The sequence below is a fragment of the Cellulosimicrobium cellulans genome (assembly GCF_001722485.1).
In the GTDB taxonomy this organism is placed as follows: Bacteria; Actinomycetota; Actinomycetes; order Actinomycetales; family Cellulomonadaceae; genus Cellulosimicrobium; species Cellulosimicrobium cellulans_A.
In genome coordinates, this window is record NZ_LWGL01000053.1 from 1 (window position 1) to 19103 (window position 19103).

The 19103-nt window shown below is 74.8% G+C and carries 12 protein-coding genes; 1 reads left to right on the forward strand and 11 read right to left on the reverse strand.

Features of this window, described 5'->3' with window-relative positions:
- On the forward strand, positions 1-447 hold a 447-nt coding region (locus JZ5iCDA_RS08130; protein ID WP_139123025.1), incomplete at its 5' end, for a 4'-phosphopantetheinyl transferase family protein.
- A 54-nt stretch (positions 448-501) separates the two neighbouring features.
- Here the strand turns inward: JZ5iCDA_RS08130 and JZ5iCDA_RS08135 are convergent.
- From JZ5iCDA_RS08135 to JZ5iCDA_RS08185, 11 genes are all read right to left on the reverse strand, one after another.
- Positions 502-1836, reverse strand: coding sequence for a M1 family metallopeptidase (locus JZ5iCDA_RS08135; protein ID WP_069386720.1), 1335 nt, complete (start codon positions 1834-1836; stop codon positions 502-504).
- A 69-nt stretch (positions 1837-1905) separates the two neighbouring features.
- Positions 1906-5850, reverse strand: a complete 3945-nt coding sequence (locus tag JZ5iCDA_RS08140) for a Pls/PosA family non-ribosomal peptide synthetase (RefSeq protein ID WP_069386721.1) — start codon at positions 5848-5850, stop codon at positions 1906-1908.
- Between the two features lie 192 nt (positions 5851-6042).
- Positions 6043-7473, reverse strand: coding sequence for a pyruvate kinase (gene pyk / locus JZ5iCDA_RS08145; RefSeq protein ID WP_069386722.1), 1431 nt, complete (start codon positions 7471-7473; stop codon positions 6043-6045).
- A 111-nt stretch (positions 7474-7584) separates the two neighbouring features.
- A complete protein-coding gene (locus JZ5iCDA_RS08150) occupies positions 7585-9051 on the reverse strand; it encodes a glutamate synthase subunit beta (protein WP_069386723.1) in 1467 nt (488 codons plus the stop codon).
- Positions 9044-13627 (reverse strand): glutamate synthase large subunit, encoded by a 4584-nt coding sequence (gltB, locus tag JZ5iCDA_RS08155; protein ID WP_069386724.1) that lies wholly within the window; start codon positions 13625-13627, stop codon positions 9044-9046. Before gltB ends, JZ5iCDA_RS08150 begins: the two co-directional genes overlap by 8 nt.
- 138 nt (positions 13628-13765) lie before the next feature.
- Positions 13766-14830, reverse strand: a complete 1065-nt coding sequence (lgt, locus tag JZ5iCDA_RS08160; RefSeq protein ID WP_083259801.1) for a prolipoprotein diacylglyceryl transferase — start codon at positions 14828-14830, stop codon at positions 13766-13768.
- Positions 14827-15744 carry a tryptophan synthase subunit alpha gene (gene trpA / locus JZ5iCDA_RS08165; protein ID WP_436967395.1) on the reverse strand — a complete coding sequence of 306 codons (918 nt, stop codon included), beginning with the start codon at positions 15742-15744 and terminating at the stop codon, positions 14827-14829. The genes lgt and trpA overlap by 4 nt, the downstream gene beginning before the upstream one ends.
- On the reverse strand, positions 15741-17057 hold the full coding sequence (gene trpB, locus JZ5iCDA_RS08170; protein ID WP_171905322.1) for a tryptophan synthase subunit beta: 1317 nt from the start codon (positions 17055-17057) through the stop codon (positions 15741-15743). The genes trpA and trpB overlap by 4 nt, the downstream gene beginning before the upstream one ends.
- Positions 17058-17175: 118 nt before the next feature.
- Entirely contained in the window at positions 17176-17988 is an 813-nt protein-coding gene (trpC, locus tag JZ5iCDA_RS08175) for an indole-3-glycerol phosphate synthase TrpC (protein ID WP_069386725.1), read from the reverse strand.
- Between the two features lie 162 nt (positions 17989-18150).
- Positions 18151-18639, reverse strand: coding sequence for a DUF2752 domain-containing protein (locus JZ5iCDA_RS08180; protein WP_069386726.1), 489 nt, complete (start codon positions 18637-18639; stop codon positions 18151-18153).
- Positions 18636-18887 carry an HGxxPAAW family protein gene (locus tag JZ5iCDA_RS08185; protein WP_069386727.1) on the reverse strand — a complete coding sequence of 84 codons (252 nt, stop codon included), beginning with the start codon at positions 18885-18887 and terminating at the stop codon, positions 18636-18638. The genes JZ5iCDA_RS08180 and JZ5iCDA_RS08185 overlap by 4 nt, the downstream gene beginning before the upstream one ends.
- Positions 18888-19103: the final 216 nt, after the last annotated feature.

The following is a 19103-nucleotide window of genomic DNA, read 5'->3' on the forward strand; positions in this document are numbered from 1 at the left end:
GGCGCGACCGGTCACGGCAAGCCCGAGCTCGCGGCCGCGCTCGCGGCCGGCCTGCACGTCTCCGTGAGCACGGCGCCCGGCCTCCTCGCCGTCGCCGTCTCCGACGAGGGCCCGGTGGGCGTCGACGTCGAGTCCGTCGCCGCGGTGGGCGCCGCGCCGGTCGCGGACGTGCTCCTGCACCCGCGCGAGGCCGCCGCCGGTCCGCGTGCGCTGGCGCGCACCTGGGTCCGCAAGGAGGCGCTGCTCAAGGCGACGGGGCACGGTCTCGTCGTCCCGCCCGCGGAGCTCGTGGTCGCGGGACCCGACGAGCCGCCCGCGCTGCTCCTCGCTCCCCCGTGGCTCGGTGTCGGGCCGGCCGACCAGCTCACGCTCCGCGACCTCGCCGACGCCGACCTCGCGAGCCTCGGCCGCGACCACGTCGGCGCGGTGGCGGTGCTGCCGCGCTGAGCCGGCCGCCGCGCGCGGCACCGCTCCCGCCGACCGGGCGGCGCGGCGGCACGGTCAGGGCGCGGCGGGCAGCTCCGGCAGCGCCGCGTCGAGCAGCCAGGCGTCGAGCAGGGGGTCGAGGTCGCCGCGCGCGTCGCGCACGAGGTCCCGCAGGTCGTCCGTCGTGACCGACGCGTGGCGGTGCTCCTGCGTCCACCGGCGCAGGAGCGGGAAGAACACGTCGTCGCCGAGCGAGAGGCGCACCGCGTGCAGCGTGAGGGCGCCGCGCTTGTAGAGCCGGTCGTCGAACATCAGGTCGGGGCCGGGATCGGCGAGGACGAGGTCCTGGTCGAGCGAGGAAAGGCGCGCGTGGGCCGACCGCGCGTGCGCGTCCGCACTCTCGCGGCCGTCCGCCTCGGACCACAGCCACTCGGCGTAGCACGCGAAGCCCTCGTTGAGCCAGATGTCCTGCCACCGCGCGACGGACACGCTGTTGCCGAACCACTGGTGCGCGAGCTCGTGCGCGACCAGCCGGTCCCACGTCCCCTCGCCGTCGACGTGGTTCGCGCCGAAGACGGACAACCCCTGCGCCTCGAGCGGGATCTCGAGCTCGTCCTCGGTCACCACGACGCGGTAGCCCTCGTCGAACGGGTACGGCCCGAACCTCTCCTCGAACGCCCGCACGACGGCGGCGTGCCGGCCGAGGTCCGCGCGGGCGTCCTCGCGCTGCGCCGCGTGCACGAGGGCGCTCTGCGGGACCGCTCGCGGTGCCTCGTCGGCCGGGACGAGGTCGATCTCGTCGAACCGGCCCACGACCACGGTGGCGAGGTACGTGCACATGGGCGCGGTCGGGCCGAACCTCCAGGTGCGCGTCGAGGCCCGGCGCGCGACGTCGAGCAGCGGCCCGTTGGCCGCCACGACGTACCCGGCGTCCGCCGTCACCGTGATCTCGAACGTCGCCTTGTGCGCCGGGGTGTCGTTGCACGGGAACCACGTGGGCGCGCCGTCGGGCTGCCCCGCGACGAGCGAGCCCTCGGTGAGCTCCTCCCAGCCCACGTCGCCCCACGGCCCGATGGACGGGCGCGGGCGACCGCCGTAGGCGATCTCGAGCCGCAGCCTCGTGCCGCGGGCCGCCGTGCGGCCGAGCCGCACGCGCAGCCGGTCCCCGGAGTGCGAGAAGCGCGCCGGCCGCCCGTCGAGCACGACGCGCGACGCCCGCAGGTGCACGAGGTCGAGCTCGACCACGTCGACGTCGGCGTCGAGCACGACGTCGAGCGTCGCGACCCCGTCGAGGCGGTTCGGCCGCACGCGGTACGTCAGCTCGAGCCCGTAGCGGTCGACGTGGTGCTCGCTCGACCCGCGGTGCGGGGCGTAGGGGTCGGGCGCGTTCGGGTGATGACGGGGTGCCACGTTCCGCAGTCCTCCAGGGTCAGGTGCGCCGCATCGTACGCGACGGGGGTCGGACCACCGTCGCCGACCTCAGGCGTCGTCGCCCGTCCACGGCACGATCGGGTTGCCGTGCCACCGCGAGCCCGCGGGCACGACCTCGCCGCGCATCACGAGGGAGGCCGGCCCGACGCGCGCGCCCTCGGCCACGACGGACGCCGGCAGGACGACGCCGTGCGGCCCGACGGACGCGCCCGTGCCCACGTGCACCGTGCCGAGGCTCATCACCCGGTCGTGGAACAGGTGGGTCTGCAGCACGCACCCCCTCCCGACGGTCGCGCCGTCGTCGAGGTGGACCAGGTCGGCCTCGGGGAGCCAGTACGTCTCGCACCACACGCCGCGGCCGACGCGGGCGCCGAGCGAGCGCAGCCACGCCGTGAGCAGCGGCGTGCCGTAGACGTGCTCGGCGAACCACGGCGCCGCGACGGTCTCCACGAACGTGTCCTGGAGCTCGTTGCGCCACACGAACGAGCTCCACAGGGGGTGGTCGCCAGCGCTGAACCGCCCGACGAGCGCCCACTTCACCGCCGTCGTCAGGGCCGCCCCGACGACTCCGGCGGCGAGCAGGACGACACCGGACGCGAGCGCCGCCGTCCCCCAGCCGGCGGCGTCCACGACGAGCTGGCTCACGAGCACGACGGCGACGGCGAGCGCCGCCGAGCACACGAGCGCCGTCCACCGCAGCGCCTCGAACGCGCCGCGCGCCACGAGCAGCCGCGCGGGCGGCGAGAAGGTGCGCGACTCGTCCGCGCCCCCGGACACGACGCGGCGCAGGCGCGTCGGCGGGCTGCCGAGCCACGAGGAGCCCGACCGGGCCTTCGGGGGCGCGGCGGACAGGACCGCGACGAGCCCGTTCTTGGGCACCGACCGCCCCGGGGCGGTGATCCCGGAGTTGCCGAGGAACGCCCGCTTGCCGACGCGCGCCCGCGCGACGCGGACCCACCCGCCGCCGAGCTCGTAGGGCGCGACCATCGTGTCGTCCGCGAGGAAGGCGCCCCGCGCGACCTCCATCATGGACGGCAGCCCCACGACCGTCGACGCCTCGACGTCACGCCCCACGCGGGCGCCGAGCAGCCGCAGCCACGCGGGCGTCACGACGCTCGAGTAGAGCGGGAACAGGGTCGTGCGCGCGGAGTCCATGAGCCGCTGCGTGACCCACGCCTGCCAGCCCTGGCGGCTGTGCGCGGCGTGGAACCCCTCGCGCAGGCCGAGGGAGAGCAGCCGGACGCAGGCGAGGGTCAGCAGCGCGTACGTCGCGGCGGCGGCGAGCGTCGCCACGGGGAGCCACGCCGCGAGCGGGCCGAGCAGCGCGGGGAGCGCCGTCGAGGGGCCCGTGAGCGGGACGCCTGCGACGAGCACGAGCAGGCCCGTCGCGACGGCCACGACCGGCAGGAGGCTCAGCGCGACCCCGCTGAGGCCGTACGCGAGCGCCCACCGCCGTCGGCGGGGCGGGCGCTCGTCCGGCCACGGGTGCCGCACCTCGCTGCGCACCCGCACGGCCGGCGACCCCGCCCAGTACTCCCGCGCGCCCACGCGGCCGGAGACGCAGGAGCCGGCCGCCACGTCCGCGCCCTTGCCGATCCGCGCCCCGGGCAGCAGCGTCGACCGCGCGCCGACCGTCGCGCCTGCTCCGACCCGGACCGGGCCCAGGTGCAGCGTGTCCCCGTCGAGCCAGTACCCCGACAGGTCCACCTCCGGCTCGACGGCGCACCCTGCACCGAGGGTGAGCATGCCCGTCACCGGCGGGAGCGTGTGGAGCTCGACCCGCGGGCCGACCTTCGCGCCGAGGAGCCGGGCGTAGAGGCCGACGAGCGGCGCCCCGGCGACCGTCACGCCGCCCGCCGCGCCGACCAGGCCCTCCGCGGCCCACAGCCGCAGGTGCACGCCGCCGCCGCGCGGGTAGCGCCCCGGGCGCACCCCTCGCAGGAGCAGCCGCGCCCCGCCCGCCGCGAGGAGCAGGCGCCCCGGCGGGCTCACGAGCACGAGCCACCCGGCCACGACCCACCACCACGAGACGGGGTGGACGAACGGGAGCGACGTCGTCGCCGCGAGGACGTTGTTGACCGCCGCCACGCCCGTGAGCCAGCGCAGGCCCGCCACCGTGCGCAGCGCGAGCACGACGAGCAGCTGCACCGCCTGGGCACGACGCCCGACCGGGAGGGCCGGCTCGGCCGCCGGCCCCGGGGTGCCGGCCGAGCCGGCGGGACGGTCCGCGTCCGCGGCCTCGCGCTCGACGAGCGCGGCGAGCTCGCCGACCGACGGGTTGTCGTACAGGTCGGCCACGGTGAGGCTCGGCAGGCGGCTGCGCAGCGCCGAGACGACCTGCGCCGCCGTGAGGCTCCCCCCGCCGAGCTCGAAGAAGTCGTCGTCGGCGACCTGCGGAGCCACGCCCAGCACGTCGTGCCACACCTGCGCGACCCACTCCTCGGTCGCGGTCAGCGGTGCGTCGTCCTCCGTCGCACGCGACTCCGCCGCGAGCTGCGCGCCCTCGGGCAGCGGCCAGGGCAGGGCGTCCCGGTCGACCTTGCCCGAGGTGCGGGTCGGGATCTCCTCGACCACCGCGAGCAGCGGCACGAGCGCGGCGGGCAGCGTGTGGCGCAGGGCCTCCACGCTCGCGCGCGCGTCCAGCGGCTCGGTGCGGGCCGGGTCGGGTACCAGGTAGCCGACCAGCACCTGGTTGCCCGCGTCCGACCGGCGCACCGCGCTCGCGGCGGCGCTCACGCCGTCGAGGCCCAGCAGCGCGGCGTCGATCTCGCCGAGCTCGATGCGGCGGCCACCGACCTTCACCTGGTCGTCGGCGCGGCCGACGAACAGCAGCCCCGCGTCGTCGCGCACGACGAGGTCGCCGCTGCGGTACGCGCGCTCCCACCCCAGCCCCGGGTGCGGTGCGTACTTCTCCGCGTCCTTCGCGGGGTCGAGGTAGCGCGCGAGGCCCACGCCCCCGATGACGAGCTCGCCCGTGCCGCCCGGCGGGACCGGCGCACCGTCGGGGCCGACGACGGCGAGGTCCCAGCCGTCGAGCGGCAGGCCGATGCGGACCGGCCCGTCGCCGCCCAGCGGGGCCGCGCACGCGACCACCGTCGCCTCCGTGGGCCCGTACGTGTTCCACACCTCGCGGCCCGGGACGGCCAGCCGGGCGGCGAGCTCGGGCGGGCACGCCTCCCCGCCGAAGATGAGCAGCCGCACCGAGCGCAGCGTCTCGGGCGGCAGGAGCCCGGCGAGGGTCGGGACGGTGGAGACCACGGTGATGCCCTGCTCGGCGATCCAGGGCCCGAGGTCGGCACCCGTGCGGACGAGCGAGCGCGGGGCGGGGACGAGGCACGCCCCGTGCCGCCACGCGAGCCACATCTCCTCGCACGACGCGTCGAACGCGACCGACAGACCGGCGAGCACGCGGTCCCCCGGGCCGAGCGGCGCGTCGCGCTGGAAGATCCGCGCCTCGGCGTCGACGAACGCCGCGGCGCTGCGGTGCGTCACCGCGACGCCCTTGGGCGTCCCCGTCGAGCCCGACGTGAAGATCACCCACGCGTCGTCCTCGAGCCCGGGCCGCTCGCCGGCGCGCGCCCCCGGCGCCGCGCCCGGCGGCACGGCGAGGCGCGCGTCGTCCCCGAGGACGGCGCGCACGCCGGCCTCCGTGAAGACGAGCTCCGCCCGCTCCTCGGGGTCGTCCTTGTCGACCGGGACGTACGCCGCCCCCGCGGTGAGCACCGCGAGGATCGACAGGTAGAGGTCCGCGCGGCCGGACGTCGCACGGACCCCGACCCGCTCCCCCGGGCCGACGCCCTGCTCCACGAGCCGGGACGCGCGGGCCGCGACCTCGCGCAGCATCTCGGCATAGGTCAGCACGGTGCCGTCGTCGATCGCCGGGGCGTGCGGGTGCGCCTGCGCGGTGGCGGCGAGCACGTCGAGGAGCGTCCGCGGCGCGGGCGCCCGGCTCGCCGCGAGGAGCGGGTCGGGCGTCGTGGTCGGGTGGGACACGCTGCTCCTGGGGTCGGGAAGTCGGGACGGGCGAGGGTAGCGCCCCCAGGTGGACGCCGGGCGTACGGCCGGTGACGGCGCGGCGCCGCACCCGGGACCGGCAGGTGCCGCGGGGACGGCGATGCCCGGGTGGTGCACCGTGCGGTGCGCCACCCGGGCATCGGCTCGAGCGCCCTCACGGACGCCGCGGCGTCACTTCCGGGTGTCGGAGTGGTCGCCGATCTTGTGCACGAGGATCGAGTTCGTCGTGCCGGGCTGGCCCACCGGCGCGCCCGAGACGACCACGACGAGGTCGCCGACCTCGGCCAGGCCGTTGGCCTGGAGCGTCGTGTCGACCTGGCCGACCATCGCGTCCGTGTTCTCGACCTCGGGGACCTGGTAGGTCTGCGTGCCCCACGAGAGCGACAGGACGTTGCGCACGTGCTCCTGCGGCGTGAACGCCAGGAGCGGGATCGACGAGCGCAGGCGCGACATGCGGCGCGCCGAGTCGCCGGACTGCGTGAACGTCACGAGGTACTTCACACCGAGGATCTCGCCGATCTCGGCGGCCGCGCGCGTGATCGCGCCACCGCGCGTGTGCGGCGTCGAGCCGAGGGGGGCGATCCGCTCGCGGCCCGCCTCCTCGGTCGTCTCGATGATGCGCGCCATGGTCTGCACCGTGACGATCGGGTACTCCCCGACGCTCGTCTCGCCCGAGAGCATGACCGCGTCGGCGCCGTCGAGCACGGCGTTGGCGCAGTCGGACGCCTCCGCGCGCGTCGGGCGGGGGTTGTTCGTCATCGACTCGAGGACCTGCGTCGCGACGATCACGGGCTTGGCGTTGCGACGCGCGAGCTCGACGATGCGCTTCTGCACGACCGGGACCTGCTCGAGCGGCAGCTCCACCGCGAGGTCGCCGCGCGCGACCATGACGCCGTCGAACGCGTCGACGATCTCGGCGAGGTTCTCGACCGCCTGCGGCTTCTCGATCTTGGCGACGACGGGGACCGTGCGGCCCTCCTCCTCCATGATCCGCTTGACGTCGTCGAAGTCCTTCGCGGACCGCACGAACGACAGCGCGATGAAGTCGGTACCGAGCCGCAGCGCCCAGCGCAGGTCGTCGGTGTCCTTGTCCGACAGCGCGGGCACGGAGACCGCGACGCCGGGCAGGTTGAGGCCCTTGTTGTTGGAGACGGGGCCGGCGACCTCGACGCGCGTCACCACGCGCGGACCGTCGACGGCGGTGACGCGGACGAGCACCTTGCCGTCGTCGATGAGGATCGGGTCGCCGACGCGCGCGTCGCCCGGCAGGCCCTTGTGCGTCGTGGAGACGAGCTCCTTGGTGCCGACGACGTCCTCGGTCGTGATCGTGAACTCGTCGCCGACCTCGAGCCAGTGCTTCTCGTCGTTCGCGAAGCGGCCGAGCCGGATCTTCGGCCCCTGGAGGTCGACGAGCACGGCCACCGAGCGGCCCGAGGCCGCGGCGGCGGCGCGCACGGCGTGGTACACGGCCTCGTGCTCCTCGGCGCTGCCGTGGCTCCGGTTGATCCGGGCGACGTCCATGCCGGCGTCGACCAGCGCCTGGATCTGCTCCGGCGACTCGGTCGCGGGTCCGATGGTGCAGACGATCTTTGCTCTGCGCATATCTCCAGCCTCTAGTTGTCGGTCCGGCGGCGAGCCGGCCGTCGCGGGGTGCCCCTCCCTAGGATGCCCCGCACATCGGCCCGGCGCCGGGAACCCGGCGCCGGGTGCACGTCACGCGCGCAGCGACACGGTGCTCGCTCGCACCGGCGCCGGAAGCTCTGTCCCGCCCTGGAGGTAGGCGTCGACGGACGCCGCCGCCGCCCGGCCCTCCGCGATCGCCCACACGATGAGCGACTGGCCGCGTCCGGCGTCGCCCGCCACGAAGACCCCGGGCAGCGTCGACGCGAAGTCGTCGTCGCGCGCCACGAGCCCCCGGTCCGTGAGCCCGGCCGCGGCCTGCGCGGTGAGCGTCCCGGTCTCGGGGCCCGTGAAACCCATCGCGATGAGCACGAGGTCCGCGGGGATCTCCCGCTCGGTCCCCGGCCGGGGCGCGCGCCGCCCGTCCGGGAGGTACTCCGTCTCGGCCACGCGCAGCGCCCGGACGTTGCCGGCGCCGTCGTCGAGGAACTCGACCGTCGAGGCGAGGTACTCGCGCTCGCCGCCCTCCTCGTGCGACGAGGAGACCTCGAAGACGATCGGGTCCGTCGGCCACGGCTGGCTCGCCGGCCGCTCGAGCGGCGGCTGCTTGCCGATGGCGAGCGTCGTGACGCTCGCGGCACCCTGGCGCAGCGAGGTGCCGAGGCAGTCGGAGCCCGTGTCGCCACCGCCGATGACGACGACGTGCTTGCCCGTCGCCGTGATCTGGTCCGGGACCTCGCGCCCCGCCACCACGGCGTTCGCCTGGTGCAGGAAGTCCATCGCGAAGTGGACCCCGCCGAGCTCGCGGCCGGGGATCGACAGGTCGCGCGGCACGGTCGCGCCGGTCGCGACCACGACCGCGTCGAAGCGCGCCCGCAGCTCGTCCCACGTGATGTCGACGCCGATCTCGACGCCCGGGCGGAACCGGGTGCCCTCCGCCTGCATCTGGGCGAGGCGGCGGTCGATGTGCGACTTCTCGAGCTTGAAGTCCGGGATGCCGTAGCGCAGGAGGCCGCCGATCGCGTCGTCCCGCTCGTAGACCGCGACCGTGTGCCCGGCGCGCGTGAGCTGCTGGGCGGCCGCGAGCCCGGCGGGCCCGGACCCGACGACGGCGACCGTGGAGCCGGTGAGGCGCTGCGGCACCTGCGGCGTCACGTACCCGCGGGCGAACGCCTGGTCGATGATCGACACCTCGACGTTCTTGATCGTCACGGCCGGCTGGTTGATGCCGAGCACGCAGCTCGACTCGCACGGCGCCGGGCACACGCGACCGGTGAACTCCGGGAAGTTGTTCGTCGCGTGGAGCCGGTCGATCGCGTCGACCCACTGCTCGCGGTACACGAGGTCGTTCCACTCGGGGATGAGGTTCCCGAGCGGGCAGCCCTGGTGGCAGAACGGGATGCCGCAGTCCATGCAGCGCCCCGCCTGCTCCTTGAGGAAGACCTGGCCCTCCTCGAGGTGCGCGTGCACGTCCTTCCAGTCGCGCAGGCGCACGGCCACGGGCCGGTTCGGCGGGAGCTCACGCTCCCGCACCTTCAGAAAGCCACGGGGGTCAGCCACGGGCCACCTCCAGAATCTGGTCCCACACGCCCGGCGCGGCCGGGTCGAGCCCCGCCGACTCGGCCTTGTCGAGCGCGGAGCGCATGCGCGCGAAGTCGGTCGGCAGGACGCGCGTGAACCGTCGCGCCGCCGCGGGGAAGTCGGCGAGGAGCTCGGCCGCGAGCGGCGAGCCGGTCTCGTCGTGGTGGCGGCGCACGAGGGTCTCGACGAGCGCGACCTCGTCGTCCTCGAGCGGGCCGAGGCCCAGCTCGCCGGTCGAGAGGGCGCTCGTGTTGACGGCCTCTTCGCGCAGGTCGAGGACGTACGCCGTGCCGCCGGACATGCCGGCGCCGAAGTTGCGACCCGTCGGCCCGAGGACGACGACCGTCCCACCCGTCATGTACTCGCACGCGTGGTCGCCCACGCCCTCCACGACGAGCGTCGCGCCGGAGTTGCGCACGCCGAAGCGCTCGCCGACGCGGCCGCGCAGGAGGATCTCCCCCGACGTCGCGCCATAGCCGATGACGTTGCCGGCGATGACGTTGCTCGACCCGGTGAGGACCGCGTTGCGGTCGGGCCGCACCACGATGCGCCCGCCGGACAGGCCCTTGCCGACGTAGTCGTTCGCGTCGCCGAACAGGCGCAGCGTGACGCCGCGCGGGACGAAGGCCCCGAACGACTGGCCCGCCGAGCCGGTGAGCGTGACGTCGATCGTGTCGTCGGGCAGGCCCTCGCCGCGGTAGCGCTTGGTCACCTCGTGGCCGAGCATCGTGCCGACCGTGCGGTTGACGTTGCGCACCGGCAGGGCGATGCGCACGGGCTCGCGCCGCTCGAGGGCGTCCGCCGCGAGCGCGACGAGCTGGTTGTCCAGGGCCTTGTCGAGGCCGTGGTCCTGCGTCGTCGTGTTGCGCAGCGACGAGCCCTCGACGGGCACCGGCTTCTCGAGCACGGGACCGAGGTCGAGGCCCTGCGCCTTCCAGTGGTCGACGGCCTTGCGGGTGTCGAGCAGCTCGACGTGGCCCACGGCCTCCTCGAGCGTGCGGAAGCCGAGGCGCGCCAGGTACTCGCGCACCTCCTCGGCGATGAACTCGAAGAAGTTCACGACGAACTCGGGCTTGCCCGTGAACCGCGCCCGGAGCTCGGGGTTCTGCGTCGCGACGCCCACCGGGCACGTGTCCAGGTGGCACACGCGCATCATGATGCAGCCGGACACGACCATCGGGGCCGTCGCGAAGCCGAACTCCTCGGCCCCGAGCAACGCCGCCACGACGACGTCGCGCCCCGTCTTCATCTGCCCGTCCACCTGCACGACGATGCGGTCGCGCAGGTTGTTGAGCACGAGCGTCTGCTGGGTCTCGGCCAGGCCGATCTCCCACGGCGTGCCCGCGTGCTTGAGCGACGTCAGCGGGCTCGCGCCCGTGCCGCCGTCGTGGCCCGAGATGAGCACGACGTCCGCGTGCGCCTTGGACACGCCGGTGGCGACCGTGCCGACGCCGAACTCGGAGACGAGCTTGACGTGGATGCGCGCCGACGGGTTCGCGTTCTTCGCGTCGTGGATGAGCTGCGCGAGGTCCTCGATCGAGTAGATGTCGTGGTGCGGCGGCGGCGAGATGAGACCGACGCCCGGCGTCGAGTGCCGCGTCTTCGCCACCCACGGGTACACCTTGTGCCCGGGCAGCTGGCCGCCCTCGCCGGGCTTGGCGCCCTGCGCGAGCTTGATCTGGATGTCGTCCGCGTTCGTCAGGTACTCGCTCGTGACGCCGAAGCGGCCCGACGCGATCTGCTTGACCTTCGAGCGGCGCTCCGGGTCGTACAGGCGCTCGGGGTCCTCGCCGCCCTCGCCCGTGTTGGACCGGCCGCCGAGCCGGTTCATCGCGACCGCGAGCGTCTCGTGCGCCTCGGCCGAGATGGAGCCGTAGGACATCGCGCCCGTGTTGAACCGCTTGACGATCTCGCTCACCGGCTCGACCTCGTCGAGCGGCACCGCAGGGCGTTCGCCCTCGCGCAGCGCGAGGAGCCCGCGCAGCGTCATGAGGCGCGACGACTGCTCGTCGACCCGGTGCGTGTACTGGCGGAAGATGTCGAAGCGGCGCTCGCGCGTCGAGTGCTGGAGGCGGAACACCGTCTCCGGGTCGAAGAGGTGCTCCTCGCCGTCCCGGCGCCACTGGTACTCGCCGCCCGTCGTGAGGCGCACGTGCGGCTGGTGGTTGCCCGACGCCGGGTACGCCTCGGCGTGGCGCGCCGCGACCTCGGCCGCGATGACGTCGAGCCCGACGCCGCCGAGCCGCGACGTCGTCCCGGCGAAGTAGTCGCGCACGAGGTCGTGCGAGAGCCCGACGGCCTCGAAAACCTGCGCGCCGCGGTAGGAGGAGATGGTCGAGATGCCCATCTTGCTCATGACCTTGAGCACGCCCTTGCCGAGCGCCTTGATGAGGTTGGCGACCGCCTTCTCCGGGTCGACCGGGAGGTACCCGCGGCGGGCGAGGTCCTCGACGGTCTCCATCGCCAGGTACGGGTTGACCGCGGCCGCGCCGTAGCCGATGAGGAGCGCGACGTGGTGCGTCTCGCGCACGTCGCCCGCCTCGACGACGAGCGACACCTGGGTGCGGGTGTGCCGGCGCAGCAGGTGGTGGTGCACGGCGCTCGACAGCAGGAGGGACGGGATCGGCGCGAGGTCCGAGTCGGAGTCGCGGTCGGACAGCACGATGAAGCTCGCGCCGGCCTCCACGTGCGCGTCGACCTCGGCGAAGATCTCGTCGAGGCGCTCGAGCAGCGCCTCTCCCCCGCCGGCCACGCGATACAGGCCCTTGACCGTGACCGCGCGGAAGATCCCGGCCAGCCGGGGGTCCTTGTCGACGCGGATGATCTTCGCGAGCTGGTCGTTGTCCAGCACCGGGAACGGCAGCACGAGCTTGCGCGCGTGCTCCGGCGTGTCGACGAGCAGGTTCGGCTCGGGCCCGATCGCGCCGCCGATCGACGTGACGAGCTCCTCGCGGATCGCGTCGAGCGGCGGGTTCGTCACCTGAGCGAACATCTGCGTGAAGTAGTCGAAGAGCAGGCGCGGGCGCTGCGAGAGCACCGCGATCGGCGTGTCGGTGCCCATCGCGCCGAGCGGCTCGGCACCCGTGCTGCCCATCGGCGTGAGGATGACCTTGAGCTCCTCCTCGGTGTAGCCGAACGCGCGCTGGCGCCGCTGCACGGAGGCCGGGCTGTGCGCGACGTGCTCGCGCTCCGGGAGCTGGTCGAGGTACACCGAGTTCTCGGCGACCCAGCGCGCGTAGGGCCGCTGCGCGGCGAGCTGCGCCTTGATCTCCTCGTCCTCGATGATCCGGCCCTGGCCGGTGTCGACGAGGAACATGCGGCCCGGCTCTAGCCGGCCCTTGCGGACGATCGTCGCCGGGTCGAGGTCGAGGACGCCGGCCTCGCTCGCGAGCACGACGAGCCCGTCCTCGGTCACCCAGTAGCGCCCCGGCCGCAGGCCGTTGCGGTCGAGCACCGCACCGATGAGCGTGCCGTCGGTGAAGTTCAGGCACGCCGGGCCGTCCCACGGCTCCATGAGCGCCGCGTGGTACTCGTAGAAGGCGCGCAGGTCCGGGTCCATGGCGGCGTGGTTCTCCCACGCCTCCGGGATCATCATGAGCACCGCGTGCGGCAGCGGCCGCCCCGACAGGTGCAGCAGCTCGAGCACCTCGTCGAAGCTCGCGGAGTCGCTCGAGCCCTCGGAGCACACGGGCAGCAGCGGTGCGAGGTCGCCCAGCGCGTCGGAGGCGAGCGTGCCCTCGCGGGCAGCCATCCAGTTGCGGTTGCCCCGCACGGTGTTGATCTCGCCGTTGTGCGCGATCATCCGGAACGGCTGCGCGAGCGGCCACGACGGGAACGTGTTCGTCGAGAACCGCGAGTGCACGAGCGCGATCTCGCTCGCGTACCGCGGGTCGGACAGGTCGGGGAAGAACGGCTCGAGCTGCGCCGTCGTGAGCATCCCCTTGTAGGTGAGCGTCCGCGCGGACAGGGACGCGAAGAACAGGCCGAGCTCGTTCTCCGCGCGCTTGCGCAGGCGGTAGGCGCGGCGGTCGAGGTCCAGGCCGGCGAGCTCGCGCGCCGGGTCCGCGACGACGAGCTGGCGGAACACGGGCATCGAGGCGCGGGCCGACGGGCCGACGAGGTCGGCGGTCACCGGCACGTCGCGCCACGCGAGGACGTCGAGCTTCTCCTCCGCGGCGATGGCCTCGACGCCGCGGACCGCGGCGGCCGCCGCGTCCTCGTCCTGGGGCAGGAAGGCGGTGCCGATCGCGTAGTGGCCGGCGGGAGGCAGCTCCGCGTCGACGACGTCGCGCACGAAGGCGTCCGGGATCTGCGTGAGGATCCCGGCGCCGTCGCCGCTGTTCTCCTCGGCGCCGACGGCGCCGCGGTGGTCGAGGTTGAGCAGGGCCGTCAGCCCCGCGTCAACGATGTCGCGCCCGGGCGTCCCGCGCAGCGTCGCCACGAAGGCGACACCGCAGGCGTCGTGCTCGGCGGCGGGGTCGTACAGACCGTGAGCCGTGGGAGGGGCGGACAGGGCAGGTGCCCGGTGCGCGTCCCGATACTGCGGCGTGGTCATCAACACCGTCCTCACAGGCGCCCGGCCGCGAGCGGCCGGGCTGGTTCCAGCTGGGGGGTTTCGGGACGTCTTCGGCCCTACGGACATGACGGAACCCGCCGGGTGGTTCCCCGGGGTTCGTCGGTGAATGACGGATGCCTACCGACCGGGGTCTGGTCGTGCGGCATCCGCCTGCTCGGACTCCTCCGCGTCGTCGGAGTCCTCGGTGTTCTCGGTGCCCTCGGCGTCGGTCGACCTCGCGACCGGCACCGCGGACCCCGTGGTGGGCGCCGTCTCGGGATCCTGCTCCGCCGTCGCCTCGCGGCGATCGCCGAGCAGCACCGTCTCCTCGCGTCCGGGGTGGCGGCGTCCGACGAGCACGAACGCTGCCAGCGCACCGAGGCCGACCACGATCGACGTCCAGACGTTCAGCCGGAGACCGAGGACGAGCTCGGCCTCGTCGATGCGCAACATCTCGATCCACACACGACCGAGCGTGTAGACGAGAACGTAGAGCCAGAATACCCGACCGTGACCGAGCCGGAACCGACGGTCCAGGTAGATCAGGAGCAGGGCGGCGCCGACGTTCCAGAGCATCTCGTACAGGAACGTGGGGTGGAACAGGGTGCCCGGCGGGTAGCCGGCCCCGGCGGCCGCCGCGACGCTGTCGTCGACGCGCAGGCCCCACGGGAGCATGGTGGGCGCGCCGAAGAGCTCCTGGTTGAACCAGTTCCCGAGGCGGCCCACGGCCTGGGCGAGCAGCAGCCCGGGGGCGAGCGCGTCGGCGAACGCCGGGAAGCTCACCTGCTGGCGGCGGCAGCCGATGTAGGCGCCGACCGCGCCGAGCGCCACCGCGCCCCAGATGCCGAGGCCTCCCTCCCAGACGTACAGCGCGCGCACGGGGTCGCCGCCCGGGCCCCAGTACGGGTCCGGCGTCGAGAACACGTGGTAGAGCCGGCCGCCGACGATGCCGAAGGGCACGGCCCAGAACGCGATCTCGAGCACGTCGTCGGCCTCGCCGCCGCGCTCGACCCAGCGCCGTCGCGTGAGCCACAGCGCGACCACGATCCCGGCGAGGATCGCGAGCGCGTAGGCGCGCAGCGGGAAGGGCCCGAGGTACCAGGTGTGCTGCGGCGGGCTGGGGATCGCGGCGGGGACGACCCCGGCGGCGGGGACGCCCGCGGCCCAGGCCGTCAGCTGCTCGACGGCGGTCGCGGCGCTCATGCGACCACCTCGCCGACGGCCGTGCCGGCGGTCCGTCCGGCGTCCGGCGGCCCGTCGACCGTCCGGCGCACGCGCCGGACCCCGTCGACGAGCGACGTCGCGACCCCGCGGAGCGCGTCGAGGCGCTCCTCCCACGGCTCGTCCCCGAGCAGGGGGCGCACGAAGGCGGAGCCGACGATGACCCCGTCGGCGAACCGGGCGACCTCGGCCGCCTGCTCGCCCGTCGACACGCCGAGACCGACGCACACGAACGGCGCGCCCGCGGCGCGCGTGTCGGTCACGAGCTGCTCTGCGCGCGGCCCGACCTGGGTACGCTCGCCGGTCACGCCCATGGTGGACGCGGCGTAGACGAACCCGCGCGACGCCTGCACCGTCAGGCGCAGGCGGTCGGGCGTCGAGCTGGGCGCCACGAGGAAGACGCGGTCGAGACCGTGCCGGTCCGCCGCGTCGACCCACTCGCTCCCCTCGTCGGGGATGAGGTCCGGCGTGATGAGCCCGGCGCCGCCCGCCGCCGCGAGGTCGCGCGCGAACGCGTCGACGCCGTAGCGCAGCACCGGGTTCCAGTACGTCATGACGAGCACCGGGACGCGGCCGTCCGTGCGCGTGGTCACGGCGTCCACGACGCGGAAGACGTCCGGGACGCGGACGCCCGCGTCGAGCGCCGTCTGCGCGGCGGCCTGGATCACCGGGCCGTCCATCACCGGGTCGGTGTACGGGATGCCCAGCTCGAGGACGTCCATCCCGGCGTCGACGAGCGCCAGCGCGGCCTCGACCGAGCGCTCGACGGTCGGGAACCCGACCGGCAGGTAGCCGACGAGCGCGGCCCTGCCCTCCTCGCGCAGCTCGGCGAGGCGCTCCGCGGTGCGCGACCGTCCCTGCGTCCCCGTGCGCGGCTGTTCCTGCACGCCGTTCACAGCTCCCCCTCCGTGCCCGTCGCCGTCTCGGCGATCGCGTCGTCGTCCACGAGGTCGAACCACCGCGCGGCGGTCGCCACGTCCTTGTCCCCGCGCCCCGACAGGTTGACGAGGAGCACGAGGTCCTCGCGGCCCGCCGCGACGGCCTCGCGCCCGATCCGCAGCGCACCCGCGAGGGCGTGCGCCGACTCGATGGCCGGGATGATGCCCTCGGTGCGGCACAGGAGACGGAACGCCTCCATCGCCTCGTCGTCGGTCACGGGCTGGTAGGTCGCGCGACCGAGGTCGTGCAGCCACGCGTGCGCGGGGCCGACGCTCGGGTAGTCCAGCCCGGCCGACACGGAGTGGCTCGGCAGCGTCTGGCCGTCCTCGTCCTGCAGCAGGTAGGAGCGGGCGCCGTGCAGCACCCCGGGTGCTCCCCCGCTGAACCGGGCGGCGTGCCGGCCCGTCCCGACGCCCTCGCCGCCGGCCTCGAACCCGTACAGCTCGACGCCGTCGTCGTCGAGGAACGCGTTGAAGATGCCGAGCGCGTTCGAGCCGCCGCCAACGCACGCGGCGACCACGTCGGGCAGCCGACCGACCCGGTCGAGCACCTGCGTGCGCGCCTCCTCGCCGATGACCCGGTGGAACTCGCGCACCATCTCGGGGAACGGGTGCGGCCCCGTCACCGTGCCGAGCAGGTAGTGCGTGGTGTCGACGTTCGCGACCCAGTCGCGCAGCGCCTCGTTGATGGCGTCCTTGAGCGTGCGCTGCCCGATCGTCACGGGGACGACCTCCGCGCCGAGCAGGCGCATCCGGGCGACGTTGAGCGCCTGGCGCCGCGTGTCCTCCTCGCCCATGTACACGACGCACTCGAGGTCGAGCAGCGCCGCGGCCGTCGCGGTCGCCACGCCGTGCTGGCCCGCGCCGGTCTCGGCGATGACGCGCGTCTTGCCCATGCGCTTGACGAGCAGGGCCTGCCCCAGGACGTTGTTGATCTTGTGCGAGCCGGTGTGGTTGAGGTCCTCGCGCTTGAGGAGGACGCGCACGGCGCCCGGCGCGCCGCCCATGTGCTCGGCGAAGCGCGGCACCTCCGTGAGAGGGCTCGGACGTCCCGTGTACTCGCGCTGCAGGCGCGCCAGCTCGCCGACGAAGTCCGGGTCGTCGAGCGCCTTGCGGTACTCGGTCTCGAGCTCGTCGAGCGCCGCGACGAGCGCCTCGGGCACGAAGCGGCCGCCGAACTCCCCGAAGTACGGGCCCTCGTGGTTCGCGAGGGAGCGCGTCAGACCGCTGCGCACCGAGCGCTCGGCCTCGTCGGCGCCGCCGGACGGCACGGCGTCGGCCGCGGACGTGGTGGGTGTCGAGTCGGGCACGGGGCCGGACCTCCTGCGGGGTGGGTGGGCTGGTGGGCGGGGCGCGGCGCCTGAGGTGCGGGACCGGGGGTCGGCAGGCTCAGGGCCGCACGGACCACAGCGACGGGTGCGCCCCGGCGGCGACGAGGTCGGCGACCGAGGCGCGCGGCGCGTCGTCGGTCACGAGCGCCTCGCCGACGAGCACGGCGTGGGCGCCGGAGCGCGCGTAGTCCATGACGTCGTGGGGCCCCCGCACGCCCGACTCCGCGACGCGCACGACGTCGTCGGGGATGGCCGGCGCCAGCCGGGCGAACGTCGTGCGGTCGACGTCGAGCGTCTTGAGGTCGCGCGAGTTGACGCCGATGACGCGCGCCCCGGCGTCGAGCGCGCGGCTGACCTCCTCGAGCGTGTGGACCTCGACGAGCGCCGTCATGCCGAGGGAGTGCACGCGCTCGACGAGCGACGTGAGCACCGTCTGCTCGAGCGCGGCGACGATGAGCAGGACGATGTCGGCGCAGTGCGCGCGCGCCTCCCAGACCTGGTACGGCGTCACGACGAAGTCCTTGCGCAGCACCGGCACGTCGACGCGCGCCCGGACGGCGTCCAGGTCGGCGAGGCTGCCGTTGAAGCGGCGCTGCTCCGTCAGCACGGAGATCGCCGACGCGCCGCCCTTCTCGTACTCGCTCGCGAGCTGGGCCGGGTCGGCGATCGAGGCCAGGGCACCCTTGCTCGGGCTCGACCGCTTGACCTCGGCGATGATCGCGACCGCGTCGTCGGCCTTGAGGCGGCTCACGCACTCGAGGGCACCGGGCACGCGCGCCGCGCGCGCCTTGAGCTCGTCCAGCGAGGTCGTCGCCTGACGCGCCGCGAGGTCCTCGCGCACGCCCGCGACGATGTCGTCCAGAACCGTCATCGACCCATCACTCCCCGTGATCGTCCCCTCGTCCTCGCCGTCGAGCCGGTCGCGCTCCGCCCGCGCGGCCGGCCACCCCGTCGACGGGGAGGTACAGCCATCGTAGGGCCGCGCCCGACCGGCTCCGACCACGGCCCATCCCACGAGACGGGCCGGGCGCGCTCACGCCCCGGGGCCGAGCCAGCCGGTCAGCGCCGGGACGTTGCGCAGGACGCCGAACGCGACGACCACCGCGAGCCCCGCCCACGCGACGCCGGCGCGGAGCCGGGGACCGGGACGCCCGCGCCACGCTCGCACGAGCCAGACGGCCCACAGGGCGACGATCAGCGGGGCGACGAGGACCCACAGGGGGTTCGCCGCCCAGGCCCCGGCGACGTCGAGCCGGGCGAGGTCGTGCGTCGCGCGCAGCCCGCCGCACCCGGGGCACGCGAGGCCGGTCAGGGCCAGGAGCGGGCACGTGAGGTAGTGGCCGGGACGGTGGGGGTCGACGAGCGCGACGTAGACGGTCGCCGCCGCGACGACGGCACCGGTCGCGAGCGGCGCGAGCGCCGTGCGCGGGACGGGACCAAGACCGCCGGCCGCGGGACCGGACGGGTGCGGGCCCGTGAGGGCCCCGCCTCCCCCCGCTCGCGCGGACGGCGGTGGGGTCACCGGGAGACCGGCTTCTGCCCGAACCCCATGTTGCGCAGCACGAGACCGATGACGAGGCTCAGGGCGACGACGCCGATCCCGACCCAGAACAGCCAGACAGCGGCGGCCACGACGCCGGCCGCGGCGACGAGCACGCCGACGATGATGCCGATCATCGTGAACCACGCGGCGACGGTGTGGCCGTGGTTGGTGGGCGGCGCCGCGGGCGGCAGGTACGCGATCTCGGTGGTCTGGTGCTTGTCGGCCATGGGGGTCGTGCCTTTCGTCATGAAGTGCGCCCAGCCTATCGGACCGACCCCGGGCGGGCCGGTCCCGCGGGCGCGGGTGTCATCGGTCGGAGGGGTCCTCGCCGCGCGAGAGCGCGTCCCAGGCGTCGTGGTCGTCGAGCCCGTCCGGCGCGTCGCCCCCGGGCGTGGTGCCGGCCGCCGAGGCGGGCGCGGGGCCGGCGTCCCGCTCGTGGCGCG

Coding starts and splice junctions, on each gene's coding strand:
- pyk (WP_069386722.1), bottom strand. CDS start 7,473: ATGCGCAGAGCAAAGATCGTCTGCACCATCGGACCCGCGACCGAGTCG.
- gltB (WP_069386724.1), bottom strand. CDS start 13,627: ATGACCACGCCGCAGTATCGGGACGCGCACCGGGCACCTGCCCTGTCC.
- lgt (WP_083259801.1), bottom strand. CDS start 14,830: ATGAGCGCCGCGACCGCCGTCGAGCAGCTGACGGCCTGGGCCGCGGGC.
- trpC (WP_069386725.1), bottom strand. CDS start 17,988: ATGACGGTTCTGGACGACATCGTCGCGGGCGTGCGCGAGGACCTCGCG.
- JZ5iCDA_RS08185 (WP_069386727.1), bottom strand. CDS start 18,887: ATGGCCGACAAGCACCAGACCACCGAGATCGCGTACCTGCCGCCCGCG.